Annotated in this window: 14 protein-coding genes; 12 read left to right on the forward strand and 2 right to left on the reverse strand. The window is 43.2% G+C overall.

What is annotated here, in order from left to right; genetic code table 11:
* Positions 1 to 22: 22 nt before the first annotated feature.
* From J2Z37_RS04715 to J2Z37_RS04750, 8 genes are all read left to right on the forward strand, one after another.
* Positions 23 to 1,423, forward strand: coding sequence for a glycosyltransferase family 2 protein (locus J2Z37_RS04715; RefSeq protein WP_209809518.1), 1,401 nt, complete (start codon positions 23 to 25; stop codon positions 1,421 to 1,423).
* A 14-nt stretch (positions 1,424 to 1,437) separates the two neighbouring features.
* Positions 1,438 to 2,244 carry a response regulator transcription factor gene (locus J2Z37_RS04720; RefSeq protein WP_209809076.1) on the forward strand — a complete coding sequence of 269 codons (807 nt, stop codon included), beginning with the start codon at positions 1,438 to 1,440 and terminating at the stop codon, positions 2,242 to 2,244.
* Between the two features lie 51 nt (positions 2,245 to 2,295).
* Positions 2,296 to 3,651 (forward strand): nucleotide sugar dehydrogenase, encoded by a 1,356-nt coding sequence (locus J2Z37_RS04725; RefSeq protein ID WP_209809077.1) that lies wholly within the window; start codon positions 2,296 to 2,298, stop codon positions 3,649 to 3,651.
* Positions 3,652 to 3,678: 27 nt separating this feature from the next.
* Positions 3,679 to 5,499, forward strand: coding sequence for a glutamine--fructose-6-phosphate transaminase (isomerizing) (gene glmS / locus J2Z37_RS04730; RefSeq protein ID WP_209809078.1), 1,821 nt, complete (start codon positions 3,679 to 3,681; stop codon positions 5,497 to 5,499).
* A gap of 90 nt (positions 5,500 to 5,589) precedes the next feature.
* Entirely contained in the window at positions 5,590 to 6,441 is an 852-nt protein-coding gene (locus tag J2Z37_RS04735; RefSeq protein ID WP_209809079.1) for a hypothetical protein, read from the forward strand.
* Positions 6,438 to 7,208 (forward strand): sugar phosphate nucleotidyltransferase, encoded by a 771-nt coding sequence (locus J2Z37_RS04740; RefSeq protein ID WP_209809080.1) that lies wholly within the window; start codon positions 6,438 to 6,440, stop codon positions 7,206 to 7,208. The genes J2Z37_RS04735 and J2Z37_RS04740 overlap by 4 nt, the downstream gene beginning before the upstream one ends.
* 5 nt (positions 7,209 to 7,213) lie before the next feature.
* Complete coding sequence (gene glmM, locus J2Z37_RS04745) at positions 7,214 to 8,572, forward strand: phosphoglucosamine mutase (protein WP_209809081.1); 1,359 nt, start codon at positions 7,214 to 7,216, stop codon at positions 8,570 to 8,572.
* A gap of 22 nt (positions 8,573 to 8,594) precedes the next feature.
* The gene (locus J2Z37_RS04750) at positions 8,595 to 9,794 is read left to right on the forward strand and encodes a copper amine oxidase N-terminal domain-containing protein (protein WP_245203582.1); all 1,200 of its coding nucleotides are present in this window, start codon (positions 8,595 to 8,597) and stop codon (positions 9,792 to 9,794) included.
* 118 nt (positions 9,795 to 9,912) lie between these two features.
* On the opposite strand, the gene J2Z37_RS04755 is transcribed toward J2Z37_RS04750, so the two are convergent.
* Positions 9,913 to 11,127, reverse strand: coding sequence for an MFS transporter (locus tag J2Z37_RS04755; protein WP_209809083.1), 1,215 nt, complete (start codon positions 11,125 to 11,127; stop codon positions 9,913 to 9,915).
* Positions 11,128 to 11,435: 308 nt separating this feature from the next.
* Here J2Z37_RS04755 and J2Z37_RS04760 point away from each other — a divergent pair, with 308 nt between their 5' ends.
* Both J2Z37_RS04760 and J2Z37_RS04765 read left to right on the forward strand, forming a co-directional pair.
* Positions 11,436 to 13,766, forward strand: a complete 2,331-nt coding sequence (locus tag J2Z37_RS04760) for a transglycosylase domain-containing protein (protein ID WP_209809084.1) — start codon at positions 11,436 to 11,438, stop codon at positions 13,764 to 13,766.
* Positions 13,767 to 13,927: 161 nt separating this feature from the next.
* Positions 13,928 to 14,344 carry a YugN family protein gene (locus J2Z37_RS04765; RefSeq protein ID WP_209809085.1) on the forward strand — a complete coding sequence of 139 codons (417 nt, stop codon included), beginning with the start codon at positions 13,928 to 13,930 and terminating at the stop codon, positions 14,342 to 14,344.
* Positions 14,345 to 14,539: 195 nt separating this feature from the next.
* On the opposite strand, the gene J2Z37_RS04770 is transcribed toward J2Z37_RS04765, so the two are convergent.
* Positions 14,540 to 15,118 (reverse strand): GbsR/MarR family transcriptional regulator, encoded by a 579-nt coding sequence (locus J2Z37_RS04770; RefSeq protein WP_209809086.1) that lies wholly within the window; start codon positions 15,116 to 15,118, stop codon positions 14,540 to 14,542.
* A gap of 294 nt (positions 15,119 to 15,412) precedes the next feature.
* On the opposite strand from J2Z37_RS04770, the gene J2Z37_RS04775 reads away from it, so the two are divergent.
* The gene (locus tag J2Z37_RS04775; protein WP_209809087.1) at positions 15,413 to 16,546 is read left to right on the forward strand and encodes a betaine/proline/choline family ABC transporter ATP-binding protein; all 1,134 of its coding nucleotides are present in this window, start codon (positions 15,413 to 15,415) and stop codon (positions 16,544 to 16,546) included.
* The gene (locus J2Z37_RS04780; protein ID WP_209809088.1) at positions 16,547 to 17,188 is read left to right on the forward strand and encodes an ABC transporter permease; all 642 of its coding nucleotides are present in this window, start codon (positions 16,547 to 16,549) and stop codon (positions 17,186 to 17,188) included. It abuts the gene before it with no gap.
* Positions 17,189 to 17,205 lie beyond the last annotated feature (17 nt).

Consider the following 17,205-nt stretch of genomic DNA (forward strand, 5'->3'; position numbering starts at 1 on the left):
GCAGGACTCTTGGCTGAATCTCCTGCGGGAGTTCCTATTAGGCTATGGCTATCTAGCTATGTTTTATGTCATGGCCGTCACGGTGATCTATTTTTTGATCTTTGGTCTGTCGATTCGCCATACCTTACCGTTGAAAAGGGGATTTCAATATAACTCCATTAAAAAACTATCAGGCTCGGAACATGTACCGCCTGTATCGCTTCTCGTTCCAGCGTACAACGAGGAGTTGACAATTAAGGAAAATGTGCGCTCCCTGCTTGCTCTGAACTATCCAGAGTACGAGGTGATTGTAGTCAACGATGGTTCGCAGGATGATACTTTTCAGGTGATGGTAAAAGAGTTCCAACTAAAAAAAGTTTCCTCCATCGTCTCAGATGCCATTCAAACCTCGAAGGTACGTGGAATCTATCATAACCCAGAATATCCACAGCTCTATTTTATCGATAAAGAAAATGGAGGGAAGGCGGACGCCTTAAATGCAGGGATTAACCTTTCCCATTATCCGCTCATCTCGACCATTGATGCGGATTCCCTCTTGGAGAAAGATGCCTTGACACGAATCGCCAGAGTCTATATGGAGAATCCGAAAGATACCGTTGCTGTTGGAGGAAATGTACGCATTGTGAACAGTTGTACGGTAGAGGACGGGATTGTGAAGCATGTCACTTTTCCGAAAAAATTGCTTCCAGCCTTGCAAAATGTCGAATATATCAAAGCGTTTTTAGGTGGAAGAATTGGTTGGAGTGCGGTGAATGGTCTGATCATCGTATCGGGTGCCTTTGGGGTATTCCAAAAGGAAAAGGTGATCGCGGTAGGTGGATACCGCGGCGGTTATCCTGGGGAAGACATGAACATTGTAATCAAGCTTCATCGCTATTGTTTGGAAAACAAGATTCCTTATCGTGTGGCGTTTTGTCCGGATGCAGTATGCTGGACTCAAGCACCGGATAGTTACAGAATCTTGAGCAGCCAACGGAAACGGTGGGGTCGTGGAAACTTAAAAAATATGGTTGAAGAGGGTTTTGCGATGGTCTTTCGGCCGCGCTATAAAGTATTTGGCATGTTGACACTCCCATACAATATTTTATTTGAAACCTTAAATCCCTATTTTCGAATCTCTGGCATGTTGGCCATCTTAGCTTATTGGATGCTGAATATGACGGAATGGAAAACCATCGTGGTCTTTGGTTTGGTCAACTTTTTATCATGTTTCATCCTTAGTCTAGGCGCCTTGTACATTGAAGAAACAGCTTTTAGCCGATATCCAAAACTGAGCGATCTAAACAAAATGCTTTTTTATTCCTTTCTGATGTTTATCGGCTACCGTCAAATCGGTGTGCTGTGGAGATTAATGGGACATATTGATTTCTTCCGCAATAACAATACTTGGGGAACGATGGTAAGAACCAATTTTAATAAATAAAAGGAGTGAGAGAAATGGCTGTTTTCATGCGTGACCAGGTGGTCGATTTAAACCAAGATCTTTTCAATTTTGTCAGCTTTAAATGTGTAAATGGGTTGGCTTGTGGGGTTATCTTGGCGCGATGTGCAAACCTAAACCAGAAAGTGTTGGATTCCTTAAAAAACTATATGAGTAAACATCAACCTGAGCTTTCGGCTCAATATGTATACGACGATCATAATCAAGTCCTATCTATCCTTCTGGATAACTGGAAATTATCGGCCACGCATTATACATCCTTAATTTTGAAAGATTTTCTCCAAGACCACCACTTTTTGGAAGGTTCGATAGTGATAGCCAGCTTTCCAGAAAGTGGGGAACCTTCATCCTTCAATCTGAGCCAATTGGTGGGGTGTGTGACCCACCCGAAAAAAGAAAGCAAGGAGATTCGAATCTTTACCGATCAAAGTACAGGAGAAGAGATTCAGTCGATCCTCGTTGTGGATACAGATGAAGTGGTGCGAGAGTTTGTACGGCTTCGCCTGGAATTGCAAGGGTATGCAGTTAGCGAAGCCAAAGACGGACATGAAGCCTTGGAAAAGTACTCGCTAATGAGCCCTGATTTGATCATAACTGAGCTCAATCTACCAATTCTTGATGGTTACCAACTGATGAACCAAATTAATAAAAGGGACTCCAAATCTGGAAAGGTTATTGTTTTGACAGACAAGCATTTATCCAGCCATATGAACCGGGCTTTTGAATTAGGTGCCGCCGATTATATCACGAAACCTTTTTCGATTTCCGAGCTGACCTGGCGAATCAAAAAACTCAATGCTTAAATATCTATTCAATTTTTACAGAAACCAAGAGAAGAGAAAGGTGGACGAAACATGCTATTATACCATGGATTAAAGGAAAAGTTACAAAATAAGACTGCAAAAGTCGGCGTTATTGGATTGGGTTATGTGGGATTGCCGCTAGCCATGGAGATGGTGAAGGGTGGTTTTACCGTCTACGGAATTGACTTGGATCAACGCAAGATAGATTCCCTAGTTAATAAGAAGTCTTACATACAGGATGTTCCCAGTACAGTTGTTGAGGATGCGGTGACAGGGCAGAAGTTTTTCCCAACAGCGGATTTTAGGGCGATCCGGGAATTGGACACGATTAGTATTTGTGTTCCCACGCCATTAAGTGAGAATCAAGATCCTGATACTTCTTTTATAAAAAATGTCGTCCAAGAACTGAAAAAATATATGAAAAAAGGGACGTTGATTGTCCTGGAAAGTACAACCTACCCGGGAACAACGGAGGAACTAATTCAATTTGAGCTAGAAAAGAAGGGATTAACCGTTGGACTGGATTTCTTCCTTTGTTTCTCTCCAGAGCGAGTCGACCCGGGGAACCGAAACTACAACACATATAACACGCCTAAGGTCATAGGAGGGACTACAGAAGCCTGTATCGAACTAGGGGTCCTTCTGTATAGTAATGTGGTAAGAAAAGTCGTTCCGGTTTCTTCGCCGAAGATTGCCGAGATGTCTAAACTGCTGGAAAACACATTTCGCAGTATCAATATCGCGTTCGTCAATGAATTGGCGATGATGTGTGATCGGATGAATATCGATGTGTGGGAGGTTATTCGAGCAGCCTCCACCAAACCTTTTGGATTCATGGCTTTTTATCCAGGTCCGGGAATCGGTGGACATTGCATTCCCCTCGATCCGATGTATTTGTCCTGGAAGGCAAAGGAGTTTCGCTTTTACAGCAAATTTATCGACCTAGCCCAATCGATTAACGATAACATGCCGGAATATGTATTAAATCAAACCTCGCATGTGCTTAATATATACGCTAAATCGATTCGCAACTCAAAAGTCCTGATTTTAGGCATGGCATACAAGCCGGATGTCGATGATCTGCGTGAATCGCCAGGTTTGGAAATCTATCAATTATTTAAGGAAAATGGGGCAAAAGTGGAGTACTATGATCCCTACGCAACCTCTTTCCGCGATGAAGAAGGAATGGTTGTCCCATCGGTTTCCTATGATGCCAAGGCCTTTGCCCAGTATGACTGTATGGTACTAATCACCAATCACCGCAGCTTCAGCTATCATGAATTGGCTGAATTGGGTGTGCCGATCATTGATACCCGTAATGCTTTTGCGGAAATTCAGGCAGATCATATTTATAAGTTAGGTTCAGGAATCAAGCAAAACGAAGTCAAGGTAGCCGTAGGCGTTTAATAGAAACAATTAGAAGGAGGCATAAATATGTGTGGAATTGTAGGATATATTGGAGAACGAGATGTGCAGCAGATCCTCGTAAATGGGTTAAGCAAGCTTGAATATCGTGGATATGATTCAGCTGGCATCGCGGTGATGGAAGAGGATCAGCTAACGATCGAAAAAGCGGAAGGGCGCTTGAAAAATCTCAAAGGAAAATTGGAGCAACGTCCATTGCAAGGAACAATCGGTATTGGACATACACGTTGGGCAACACATGGAGAGCCTTCTGATGCGAATTCGCATCCACATACCGATCAAACAGGGAAATTTTCCATAGTGCATAATGGGATTATTGAGAACTATATGGAATTAAAAGAAGAGTTAATGGAAAAAGGCGCTGTGTTCTCGTCTGAGACAGATACTGAAGTGATCGTCCATTTAATTGCTGAACTTTATAACGGCGATATAGTATCTACGGTTCAATCCGTCATTGCCAAACTAGATGGCGCCTATTCCTTAGGGGTCATCACCGAATATGAACCGAATAAGTTGATTGCTGTACGGCATGCCAGTCCCTTAGTGATTGGAGTGGGAAAAGGAGAACATTTCATTGCCTCTGATATTTCTGCCGTGATCCAGCATACCAAGGATGTCTATGTGCTGCAAGATGGGGATCTGGCTGTATTGATGAAAGATAAAGTGACGATAATGAAAGCGGACACTGGAGAGTCTGTACGGCGGGCAATCATGCGCGTAGATTGGGATGTTGATCAAGTGGAAAAAGGTGGTTTCGAGCATTTTATGCTAAAAGAAATTCATGAACAGCCTTTGACTTTACGAAAAACAATGCTAGATCGGATCAACAAAGAAAACGATGTCGTATTCGAAGGATTGGATCTGACGCCTGCAGATTTTGATAAGATCTATATTATCGGCTGTGGTACCGCTTATCATGCTGGATTGATCGGCAAAAATGTGATTGAAAAATTAACGCGTATTCCCGTGGAAGTGGATATTGCCTCGGAGTTTCGTTACCGTGACCCGATCGTTAACGACAAGAGCTTAGTGATTGTGGTCAGCCAGTCTGGTGAAACAGCGGACACGCTAGCCGCGCTGCAGGAAAGTCACCGACGTGGAGCCAAGGTTCTAGCGATTACCAATGTTCCCAGCAGTACGATTGCCCGAGATGCAGATTATGTCGTTCCGACCATGGCAGGTCCGGAAATTGCTGTTGCATCAACGAAGGCCTATACTGCACAGCTTATTACCTTTTATTTGCTGGGGATTTATTTGGCGCAAGAAAAAGGGACGCTGGACGACTTGTACCGAGTGTCGTTAGTTCAGGCCTTGAAAGAACTCCCTATGCAAGTGGAGAACATTTTAGATGATGCCTACGAACTTAAATTGTTCGCCCAATCCATCAAGAATAAAAAGAATTTGTTCTTCATTGGTCGTGGCTTGGATTTTGCTGTCGCGCTAGAGGGCTCACTGAAATTGAAGGAAATCTCCTATATTCACTCGGAAGCATATGCAGCAGGTGAATTGAAGCATGGAAGTTTGGCCTTGGTAGAGGAAGGGACTCCCATTATTGCGCTGATCACCCAACAGGATCTTTATGAAAAAACAGTAAGCAATATAAAAGAGGTTAAGGCACGCGGAGCCGATGTGATGGGGATTACTTTGGAAGTAAACGTGGATTTATTCAATGTAGTCGATGAAGTCTGCTTTATCCCGAAAACTAACGCCCTGTTCACACCTATTTTGTCCGTCGTTCCCTTACAGTTAATCTCTTATTATACCTCTTTAGCTTTAGGAAACGATATCGATAAACCAAGAAACTTGGCCAAAAGTGTAACGGTGGAGTAAACAAAGGAACAGGGGGGAGATCCTATCAAAAAACAACAACACCTTCAACCCCGGTTCTGGAAGTTTCTATTAGGAATTCTTACAATTGCTTTGCTTACTTGGTCGTTCTTAGCCTTTCTCGCGGAGAGCTCAGGGGAACATAAAGGAACCTGGATCTGGGAAACTTCAAAGATTGTGACAGACAGGGAAAACATCTTGGCCTTCTGCAAACAAAATGGGGTTACCGACATCTATCTCTATATTGATCAGCAAAAGGTGGAACCGAGAGACTATGCCCTTTTTATTAAAGCTGCCCGAAAACAGCAAATCCAGGTAGAGGCACTCGGTGGTGACCCCTCATGGGGTACGAAGGAAAATTTGAAAGATGTCCTGGAATTTGTCCAATGGGTGGAGAGCTATAATCTCAACGTTCAGAAGGAAGAGCGATTTTCCGGGATCCACTTTGATATTGAGCCGTATCTCTTACCCGATTGGGGGAACGGTCATGATCGGGTGCTTAAAGAATGGTTGGAGAACATGGAGCGGGTAGCCTCACATGATATCAAAGTATCGGTTGATTTGCCTTATTGGTCTGATCAAGTGATGATCCCGGGATATAAGGACTATTCTCTTAGCAGCTGGATGTTAAAGCGGTTCAATACGATTGTTCTGATGAATTACCGCGACACTGCACAAGGTAATGACGGAATCATTGTCAATGCTTTAGATGAATTACGCGAGGCTCTCTCATTGAATAAATCCGTTATCGTAGGCGTTGAAATGGCCGAAAGTGGGGAAGGTGACAAAGTCACTTTTTTCGAAGAAGGGGTTGAAGCAATGGAAAAGGAACTGGACATTACTCGGCAACACCTCAAATCCTATAGCAGCTTCAAGGGGATTGCGATTCATGGTTTTCCATCCTGGATCTCATCCTATCAGAAAGAAGGAGGGAAATCACCGTGAAAACATTTGCTATAATCTTGGCTGCTGGAAAAGGCACGCGGATGAAATCAGAGCTTCCGAAAGTACTGCACCCGATCGGTGGAATCCCCATGGTGGAGCACTTGGTAAGCAAACTAGAAACTATGGATATCGATGAAATCATCGTTGTAATCGGCTATAAAGGCGAGCTCATTCAACAAAGCCTAGGTCCTCGTGTTTCCTATGTAGTGCAAAGGGAACAACTGGGCACCGCGCATGCCGTGGAACAAGCAAGAAGTTTACTGCAAGATCGACAAGGAGCAACCTTAGTGCTCACGGGGGACACCCCATTGATCAAGACAGGCACCATAGAAAATCTCATCAAGGTGCAGCACGAAACCCAAAGTGCGGGGGTTGTTCTGACGACCCTTCAACAAAACCCACCAGGCTATGGAAGGATTCTTCGTGACAAACAAACCCAGAAGATCTACGGGATTGTTGAAGAGAGAGACGCTACTTCAGAGCAAAAAAAGATCCAAGAAGTCAACACGGGTATCTTTTGTTTCGATAATCAATGCCTATTTCAAGCGCTGCCATTCATTAAAAATCAAAATGTCCAGCAAGAGTTTTACTTAACAGACATTATAGAAGCTATGAACAACATAGAGAAGATTAAACATAGAAGATTTGAGTCCGTATTATTGGAAGACCCTAAAGAAGTCATGGGGATAAACAATCCAGATCAGCTACAGGAAGCTGAAAATGTATTGCAAGATAGAATGAAAGTTTTGTATAAAGCGAGGGGATGAGTCACATGGGTAAATATTTTGGCACAGATGGAGTAAGAGGTGTGGCAAATGATAGTCTAACCCCCGAATTCGCATTTAAACTAGGAAGATGCGGGGGATATATTCTCACTAAAGATCGAATAGATGCTCGTCCTAAGGTGGTGATTGGTCGGGATACCCGTGTTTCTGGTCAGCTTCTGGAAGGCGCTATGATTGCCGGGTTGCTTTCGATTGGGGTCGATGTGGTCCGTTTAGGAGTGATCTCTACACCAGGTGTAGCCTATTTAACGCGAACACTTGAAGCCAATGCGGGGGTGATGATTTCGGCTTCCCATAATCCATTTGACGATAACGGGATCAAATTCTTTGGGAGCGATGGATTTAAGCTATCTGATTCGATGGAAGGAGCGATCGAAGCCCTCTTGGATCTCAACGAAGATCCACTTCCAAGACCTGTTGGGGCAGAAATCGGAACGGTGACCGATGATCTTGAAGGGAAACAAAAATATATGGCATATCTGAAATCCACTGTTAGTCAACCGTTTGACGGGATGAAGATCGTTCTAGATTGTGCCCATGGCGCTGCAGGATCCGTTGCTCCGCAATTGTTCGTCCAACTTGGCGCAGAAACTATAGTTCTAGGGAATGAGCCGAATGGCTTCAATATAAATCAGGGTTGCGGATCTACGTCACCAGAGCGTATTCAGGAAGCGGTAATCGAGCACCAGGCAGATGCCGGCCTTGCTTTCGATGGAGATGCAGATCGTTTGATCGCCATCGATGAAAAGGGGAATATCATCGATGGGGATCAAATCCTTTTTGTCCTCGCTCGCGTTCTGTTGAAGAAGGGGCGATTAAGAGAAAACACAGTCGTTTCTACCTTGATGAGTAATTTAGGGTTTTATAAGGCTTTGGAAAAGAACGGAATAAGAAGTAAACAAACTAAAGTAGGTGATCGCTATGTGATTGAGCAGATGAGGAATGGTGGATATAACCTGGGTGGAGAACAATCAGGTCATATTATCCTGTTGGATTACAATACGACTGGAGATGGAATTTTATCTGCACTCCACCTCCTTCAAGCAATAAAAGAAGAGAAACAACCTTTATCCCAGCTCGTTGCTGCCATGCCCAAATATCCTCAGTTTTTAATTAATGTCCCTATTAAAAATAAGGACGAATTTGACACAAATCAACGAATTAAAGAGGTGATCCATTCAGTTGAAAAAAGGCTAGGAGAATACGGTCGAATCCTCGTTCGCCCTTCAGGAACGGAGCCTCTGGTAAGAGTAATGGCTGAAGGCTCAAATGAACCTGAGCTTTTGCATTGTATGGAAAGTATAGTTGAGGTGATTCATGAAGAATTTGTTCAAGCCGTGGGATAGGTTTTAAATGAAGTTCTTCATCTTGACATTATTGATTAGTTTCTTCGTCCTCATCCCTGCATTTTCCGCAACCTCTTTACAAGTTGTGGTGGATGGTCAACCCGTGCAATTCCTAAATGTGTCGCCTTATCTTGATCAACAAACGGGGCGTACCATGGTCCCCGTTCGCTTCATTGCGGAGAGACTCGGGATCAGTGTTCAGTGGAAGGAGGCACAAAACCAGGTGGTGTTTAGGGCTGAGAACAAAGAAATAATCGTACCCATTAAAGAAAAATATGCTTATGTTAACGGAAATAAGATGGCTCTGGATTCACCAGCTGTGATTAAAAATCAGCGTACCATGATCCCACTCCGATTCATCAGCGAAGGATTTGGGGTTGATGTTAACTGGATCGCTGAAAGCAACCAGGTTCATGTCACCACTCAAAAGGCTTTACCACGAAGCACTTGGGTATGGGAAGCGAAAATTATTAAAACAGATCCTAATCAAGTATTAGAATTTGCTAGAAATAACCATTTAGATTCCATCTATCTTCAAGCAGACCGAGATGTGGATGAATCATTCTATCGCATGTTCATCTCCAGAGCAACCGATCAAGGTATGGAGGTCGAAGCGTTAGGTGGCGCCCCTCGTTGGGTCAAAAAAGAGAATCAGCATGAAATCATGAAACATCTAGAGTGGGTGAATACCTACAACACTTCAGCAAGATCCAACGAAAAATTTGCCGGGCTGCACTTTGATATTGAACCTTATCTTTTGGATGATTGGGGAACAAAGAGGGAAAATGTCCTACAAAAGTGGGTGGACACTATTCGTCTAATTGAGAAGGAAACCCGAGGGATGGGGCTGAAGGTAGCCTATGATGTTCCTTTTTGGATCTACCAGTATGACCTACCAGGTGATGGTTCCTCTTTAAGTGCGTGGTTATTAGAAAGAGCAGATCAACTTGTAATTATGGATTATCGAAATTTTGCCCTTGGAAGGAACGGGATCGTTGAGAATGCGCGCCCGATCTTGGAGGAAGCAGTAAAACTTGGCAAGCAAGTCATCGTGGCTGTTGATAGCGCTCAAAGCAAGGAAGGCGACCATACCACCTTTTATTCAAGAGATGTGGAAGAGATGAAGATCGAATTAAAATTAGCAGCAATAGAGCTTTCTCGCTATTCAAGCTTTGGGGGATTCGCTGTTCATGATTATAAAAACTGGCGATTGATGAAATAACGGGAAAATCTTCCGTTATTCACGCGACAACAAGCGAAAAAAAAACGGGAATAGCGGAAAATGATTCCGTTATTCCCGTTTGCACATAGTCTGAAGGACAAATTTCAGGTGTCGCCCCTTACATTTTAAGTGAAACCTGTTTTGAAGTAACCTGAACCTTTTTCTTTCCAATTTTCGTGGATAAACCGAAGGCGATAAAGGTAAATACGATGATCATGCCAACCACTCCGATCCAGCCAAACGATCCGTAAAACGTTCCACCAGCGGTTCCACCAATACTTGATCCAACATAATAGAAGAATAGGTATAATGCCGATACCTGTGCTTTATCATGGGTGGCGAGTTTCCCCACCCAACTACTGGCAATTGAATGCCCGGCGAAAAATCCGAAGGTAAAGACGGCAATCCCGATGATTTTTATCCAAAGGTTCCCATACAGTGTTAAACATGCGCCAAGTAAATAGATGCCCATTGAAACTTGTATGATCTTTTTTCTCCCATGTTGATCTGCCAGTATCCCCATCCATGTCGAACTAAAAGTTCCGACGAGATAAACGACAAAGATAAATCCTACCAAGGTTTGGCTTAACAAGTAGGGAGGGGCCATCAGTTGAAAACCGATGTAATTGTAGAGAGAGGAGAAGCCTCCCATTAATAAAAATCCTACACCGAATAAGTAAACAAATCCCGGTTCTTTGAACTGGCTAAGCAAGGACATCCCTAATTTCCCAAACTCCAGTTTCCGTGGTTCAAAATGAGTGGATCTCGGCAGTGTCAACCAAAACAATAGACTAGCAAATAGACTAATAATCCCGATCCCGACAACAGCCACTCGCCAATCAAAATAATCGGTCAAAGCCCCGGTAATGATCCGGCCGCTCATCCCCCCAATGGTGTTCCCGCTAATATATAACCCCATCGCCATGCCAAGACTTGACGGTTTGATTTCTTCTCCTAAATAGGCCATTGCAATTGCCGGTAGTCCACCTAATGCAATCCCTTGTACGATACGCAGTAAGAGCAACACATGAAAATTAGGGCTAAAAGCTACCAAAATGGCAAGGATTGACGAGGCCAATAAAGAAACCGCCATCACTGGTTTGCGGCCATACACTTCCGATAAAGACCCCGCCACTAACATACTAATGGCCAGCGCAACCGTTGTGGAGGACAAGGTTAAACTCGACACGGCGGGCGAGACATGGTACTGCTTAGCGATCTCCGGCAGCAGCGGCTGAATGCTCCATAATATAGCAAATGTGACAAATCCACCTGCGAACAATGCCAGATTTGCCAAACGAAATTCTTTGGTACCACGTTCGATATAACTCATGATAGTACAATCCCCTCTATAAATATCCTGCTTCTGTTCCTACAGGTTATCTTTTGTTCTTCTTTATCATACGCCTCTCGTTCCATTACTTCCAATATATTATTCGTATCAAATCGATACATCAGAGTAATCAATCCATGTTCCTGGCCAATTGTGACTTTTTTCCTCTCGACCGTGGAATCCTATAATATACCTTTGAGATTGATATTTCTTCACTTCGTCAGTAATTTTTATAGTCCAATCTCCCCATAAATTTCCCTTTTCATTCGAAGGACTATAGTATTTGAATGAGAACGGGGTTATGAGACATGACAGATGTACCTTTAAATACGAACAAACCTAAAGCAAAATTCCCTTATGGGAAAATTATCCTAGCAGTGCTGAAATACTCCTTGCTGATCCTCTGTATGTGTCTGATGTTTGGCGGAGGTGCGGCCATGGGGTTTATTGCCTCGCTGGTGAAAGATCAACCTTTGCTTTCCCAAGAGGAGACGCAAAACAAGATCTTTTCCAATTCACAAACCAGTTTTGCATACTTTAACCGGCAGAATTTGATTGGTCCCTTAAGAACGGAGGAAGACCGTCGGCTGGTTCAAATAGGGGATGTATCACCCGATTTGATCCATGCTATTATCGCGACGGAGGATCGCTATTTTTATGAACATCCAGGTGTAAATGTGAAGGGGCTTTCCAGAGCGGTGATGGAAACTTTGACAGGAAGCCCTGTACAAACTGGGGGGAGTTCACTGACCCAACAGTTAGTGAAACAGACGATTCTCACACCGGAAGTTTCCCTCGAGCGGAAGGCCAAAGAAATTTTCCTAGCCCTGCGGATGGAACGCATGTTTTCCAAAGATCAAATTCTGCAGGCCTATATCAATAAAATGTACTTTGGTAAAAACGCGAATGGTGCAAACATTTACGGAGTGCAGGCGGCGGCAAAGGGAATCTTCGGGGTTTCTGCCAAGGACCTGAATATTGCCCAAGCAGCTTATATTGCCGGTATGCTGCAGGCTCCTTCACGCTATATTCCGTTTAATCCAGAAGGGTTAAAGGCAGGAAAGATCAGGCAACAGACGGTGCTTGATCGCATGCTCGAAAACGGCTTTATCACAGCCGATCAATACGAGGAAAATAAGGCTTATAACATCCAGGAGCATCTCAAAGCAGCAGACAAAGTCCGTGCTTACAATAAATATCCCTATCTAATGATGGAGATCGAAAATCAAGCGGCGCAAATTCTAGTGGAGCAAGAACTGCGAACGCGAAAAAACGTCACACCTGAAGAATATCAGGAACTCCTCGATTTTAAGCGAAAAGAAGTTTTGACCGGTGGGTATCACATCTACACAACGATAGACCAAAAGATCTATGAGATGATGACGGGTATCGCGGAAGATCCAAAGAACTTTGCTCCTAATCAATCCTATACCGTTGATGGAAGGAAAATCGAAAATGCACCAGAGCAAATAGGGGCAACGCTCCTTGATAATAAAACCGGTGCGGTACTCGGGTTCATTGGTGGAAGGGATTTCCACCTTTCACAGTTGAATCATACCGCAGCGCCAAGACAACCTGGGTCCGCGATGAAGCCTTTGGCAGCCTATGCGCCTGCTTTTGAAATGGGACTGCTGCAGCCGGGTTCTGTGATTGAAGATTCGCGGATTGCCTTGGAGAATGGGCCGGGAAATCCGCCTTTTTATCCATCCAACTATGACAACCGGTTCCATGGTTTGATGTCGGCGCGGACGGCGTTGGAGAAATCCTACAACATTCCAGCGATAAAAGCCTATTTGCAAGTTGGCATTCCCCAGGCGCTTGGGTTTGTGAAACAGATGGGAATTCGTACGATTGTCGAGCCTGAGGATAATGCGCGGCGCAATGATTACCAGTCGAAAACCGCTGTGATCGGTGGGTTAACCCAAGGGGTAACCGTGGAAGAGATCACCAATGCCTACTCTGTTTTTGCTAACCAAGGGGTGTTCTTGGATAGTTTTATGATCCAAAAAATCACCAATTCAGCTAAGGAAACGATATATGAACATACGTTATCTCCGAAAAAAGTTTTCTCGGAGCAAACAGCTTATCTCATGAACGATATGATGAGAACCGTGGTGAAAAGTGGAACAGCTACCGGACTTAAAAATTACATTGGAAACGCGGATGTAGCGGGAAAAACAGGAACAACGAATTATGATTACGATTCCTGGTTTGTCGGATACACCCCAGAGATCTCCTTAGGAGTTTGGATCGGCTACGATATCCCGCATACTCTGACTAAAGCAAAACCAGCAAGACCCATTCAAATTTGGGGTAAGTTGATGAATCAGCTTTATGCCATCGATTCCGGGAAATTTCCAAAAGACTCAAAGTTCACTGTTCCACCCGGAATTGTAACCGTTGAGATATGCAGCAAATCTGGGAAACTAGCGTCTAATGTATGCCGGAAGGAAGGGACCGCAGTCAAAGAGATCTTTAATGCCAAGTATGTACCAACCGAAGTAGACCGTTCGAAACCCATCGTCCCACCGGCAGCTGCTGAGAAGAAGAAACCGGAGGTGGAGAAGAAGAAGGAACAGAAGGAGCAGATAAAGGAACAAAAGAAAAAGAAAAAAGAAAAAGAGAAGAAAAAGAAATAGCGGAAAACAATCCGCTATTTCACTTGTTTAGAGTGGATTTCGGTCGAATAACGAAATCTTTTTCGTTATCCTCCTCTGATCCTTAGTTTTATCGGGTATTCACCCCATTTTTTGTTAATAATAGTACAGTACTATAAAACATTTTATAAGGGTGAGCAAGGATGATACAATTCGACTCAGAAATTCAAGGGAAAAAGACCAACTTTGGTCTTGCTCGTGAAAAATTCTATTCTGCCGGGTGCGAATTCAGTGACAGCTTTGATTATGATGAAGGCAGCTTTGACTCTATTTTATGGCGAGAAGCCGGGGAAACCATCTATTTAAGAGTCCCTTTTAATGTGATAGATGGGGCTTTGGATGAAGCCGACACCATGATCGAGTTTAAAACTCCTTATGTAATTAAGCATGTCGTAAATACTGGATTGGACACGGATGGGAGTTCCTTAATGACTGCGATTGGGCTTAGCCAGTTTCAAGATCCTTTAGATCGAGACGGGCATATAAGGGATAAAAGCAGATGGGTAAAGGCTGGGGAAGAGAAGATCGAAGAAGCAATATCTGGTCAATGGCTGCACTAAGGTTTACCGGAAAAATAGACGGACTATTTCCGACTAATTCCGAAAATCAATAGAAAAACACTTGAATAAGCGGACATTTTCCGTCTATTAATCAAAAAACAGTCTAAAAGTAGGAGTTTTCTTTGATTAACCGGAAAATTTCCGCTTATTTCACCTTAAATAAGGCTCATTTTAAAAATAAGCGGAAATCTCCGCTTATTTTTCTACCCTTTGATTTGCCGAGACTGCTACGACTTCCATATCCTCTGTTTTCGGCACATGGTTAAAAACCTCTTGGGATTCAAAGTACTCAACCAAGCGGCTCAGCCAATTATAGAAGTTTAATGAATGGGTGCTGTCGTCAAAATACTCCTTGGCTTTTTCTCTTGTTTGTTCATCGGACTGGGCGTCATCCATGATTTCTTTTAACTCCTTGCGAACCTTTTGCAGGAACACACGATTCATGCTGATCCCTTTGTGCCAATTGGAACTGAATAAGCTAATAAAGGTTTGATAATAATCCTGTTCCACATCATATAGATCTTTCCGCAAGCCTTTTTCATATACTTTTTCGGCGAGTTTGTGATCCATTAACTCCCGAACAGCTTGACTCATTCTTGTTTTGCTCATGCCCACCGTTTCGCTCATATCATCCAAGGTCATCGGTTTTCGGTGATAGTACATCGCTCCCATCAGTCTTCCTACCGTTTCCGGGACGCCATAAAGTCTCATATTCGTGGCAATTTGCTCAATAATGCGATGATGGATATTTTCCAATCGCTCCTGGTTAGTCAATTTCGTAGCAACTCCTCCAACTTAAAAAGTCATATATACACTTTATCATGACTTATTATAAATGCAAAAAAAGTTTAGATAAGGATTTGGGAGGATTCAAGAGGATTTATAAGCATCCGCTATGTAAACGTTGTAAACTTTTAAGTTTACGTAATTTATAAAGTGTATAACGTTTATATGACGTTTGTCGGATGGAAACGAAAACCAGTATAATTAATTATGTTATTTTTAATTCATTCGAAAAACGAAACAATATCTAATTTTCCTATTATAAGAAAAGGCGGGAAGTGACTAATGATTCGTTTAGAAGGAGTGCAAAAGGTCTATGAAGACGGGTTTAAGGCACTAAAAAACATTAACATTGAATTTAAAAGGGGTGAAATTAGTGTGTTGATTGGTCCCAGCGGATGTGGGAAAACAACCACGATGAAGTTGTTAAATCGGCTGATTGAACACACAGAGGGAAAGGTTTTGATCGATGGGAAGGATATCAGTACGATTGATCCGATTGATCTGCGTCGAAGCATCGGCTATGTCATTCAGCACATAGGGCTATTCCCACATATGTCTATTAAAGAAAATGTGGCAGCGGTCCCAAAACTGTTGAAATGGGATACTGAACGCATCGAAAAACGGGTAACTGAGTTGCTTAATATGGTCGGTCTAGATCCTGACACATACAAAGACCGCCGACCCTCTGAATTAAGTGGTGGTCAACAGCAACGCGTTGGAGTCATTCGTGCTTTGGCAGCTGAACCGTCCATTATTTTAATGGATGAGCCATTTAGTGCGCTCGATCCGATTAGTCGAGAACAGCTTCAAGATGAACTAGTCCGGCTGCAGAAAGAGATCCAGAAGACGATTATCTTTGTGACACATGACATGGATGAGGCGATTAAGATTGCCGATCAGATTATTCTTATGAAAGATGGGGAAGTTGTCCAGCAGGGCACACCGGTTCAAATCTTGCAAAATCCGGCCAATGAATTTGTCGAAGAGTTTATTGGAAAGGAGCGCTTGCAGAAATACCGTTCGATGCCCACGGTAGAAGAATTTATGGAGAAGAGATCTGCCATCGTATCTCCTGATATGCCCCTGCCAAAAGCAATGAAGCAGATGGAGGAGCATCATCTAGACACTATGATCGTAGTGGATGGCTACAGACAAGTCAAAGGTCAACTATCTATTTTTCAAATGTTTAATAACAATGATGCAAATAAGCTCGTTGTCGATGTGATGAAACCTGTGAAATATCGAGTTCAAACCGGGACACCGCTCGAAGATGCACTAACTCTCATGAGCCAGCACGACGTCCATGCTTTGCCGGTCATCGACAAGAAGCTTGGTTGCCTTGGGCTAATCACAAAAAATCGAATGATTGAGGGAATGGCCAGGATCTATTCGATGCCAAGAAAAGAGGGAGCGTAGATGGAATGGATAACAGACTACTTCCAGTTCCTCGCAGAGCGCTATCCTGACATTTTGAAATATACGGTAGAACATCTTCTTATGTCGATAGGTTCTGTGGTTTTAGGAATTGTGATCGCGATTCCACTGGGAATCTACTTATCGAAAACAGAGAAGAAGCTAGTAAATAGTTTTGCATTTACTATAGTCAATGTATTTCAAACGATTCCGACCATCGCCTTGCTTGCGATTATGATACCGTTCCTGGGGATTGGGTTGAAACCAGCAATGACTGCCTTGTTTTTATATTCGTTGCTACCCCTTCTCCGGAACACGTACACAGGGATTAAGTCCGTTGATCCGAAAATCATCGAGGCTGCACGAGGGATGGGTTATAACTCATTGCAGCAACTATTCCGAGTAGAATTACCACTGGCTTTCCCTTATATAATCTCCGGAATTCGCGTCACTACGGTTTATATTATTAGCTGGACAACGCTTGCCGCCGTGATTGGGGCAGGTGGATTAGGCGGATTGATTTTGTCCGGGCTTGGCTTTAATAGCAAACCACTAATTTTTACTGGGACAATCATGGCGATCGTGATTGCCGTCCTTGCTGATCATCTGATTGGAAGAGTTGAAAAAAGATTATCTTACAAATAAAAGATTGCACATAAATA

It is taken from the genome of Ammoniphilus resinae, assembly GCF_017873965.1.
In the GTDB taxonomy this organism is placed as follows: Bacteria; Bacillota; Bacilli; order Aneurinibacillales; family RAOX-1; genus Ammoniphilus_A; species Ammoniphilus_A resinae.

What these genes read in the sequence shown, in the direction of transcription:
- J2Z37_RS04720 (WP_209809076.1), top strand. Translation starts at nt 1,438, where the DNA reads ATGGCTGTTTTCATGCGTGACCAGGTGGTCGATTTAAACCAAGATCTT.
- J2Z37_RS04725 (WP_209809077.1), top strand. Translation starts at nt 2,296, where the DNA reads ATGCTATTATACCATGGATTAAAGGAAAAGTTACAAAATAAGACTGCA.
- glmS (WP_209809078.1), top strand. Translation starts at nt 3,679, where the DNA reads ATGTGTGGAATTGTAGGATATATTGGAGAACGAGATGTGCAGCAGATC.
- glmM (WP_209809081.1), top strand. Translation starts at nt 7,214, where the DNA reads ATGGGTAAATATTTTGGCACAGATGGAGTAAGAGGTGTGGCAAATGAT.
- J2Z37_RS04755 (WP_209809083.1), bottom strand. Translation starts at nt 11,127, where the DNA reads ATGAGTTATATCGAACGTGGTACCAAAGAATTTCGTTTGGCAAATCTG.
- J2Z37_RS04760 (WP_209809084.1), top strand. Translation starts at nt 11,436, where the DNA reads ATGACAGATGTACCTTTAAATACGAACAAACCTAAAGCAAAATTCCCT.
- J2Z37_RS04765 (WP_209809085.1), top strand. Translation starts at nt 13,928, where the DNA reads ATGATACAATTCGACTCAGAAATTCAAGGGAAAAAGACCAACTTTGGT.
- J2Z37_RS04775 (WP_209809087.1), top strand. Translation starts at nt 15,413, where the DNA reads ATGATTCGTTTAGAAGGAGTGCAAAAGGTCTATGAAGACGGGTTTAAG.
- J2Z37_RS04780 (WP_209809088.1), top strand. Translation starts at nt 16,547, where the DNA reads ATGGAATGGATAACAGACTACTTCCAGTTCCTCGCAGAGCGCTATCCT.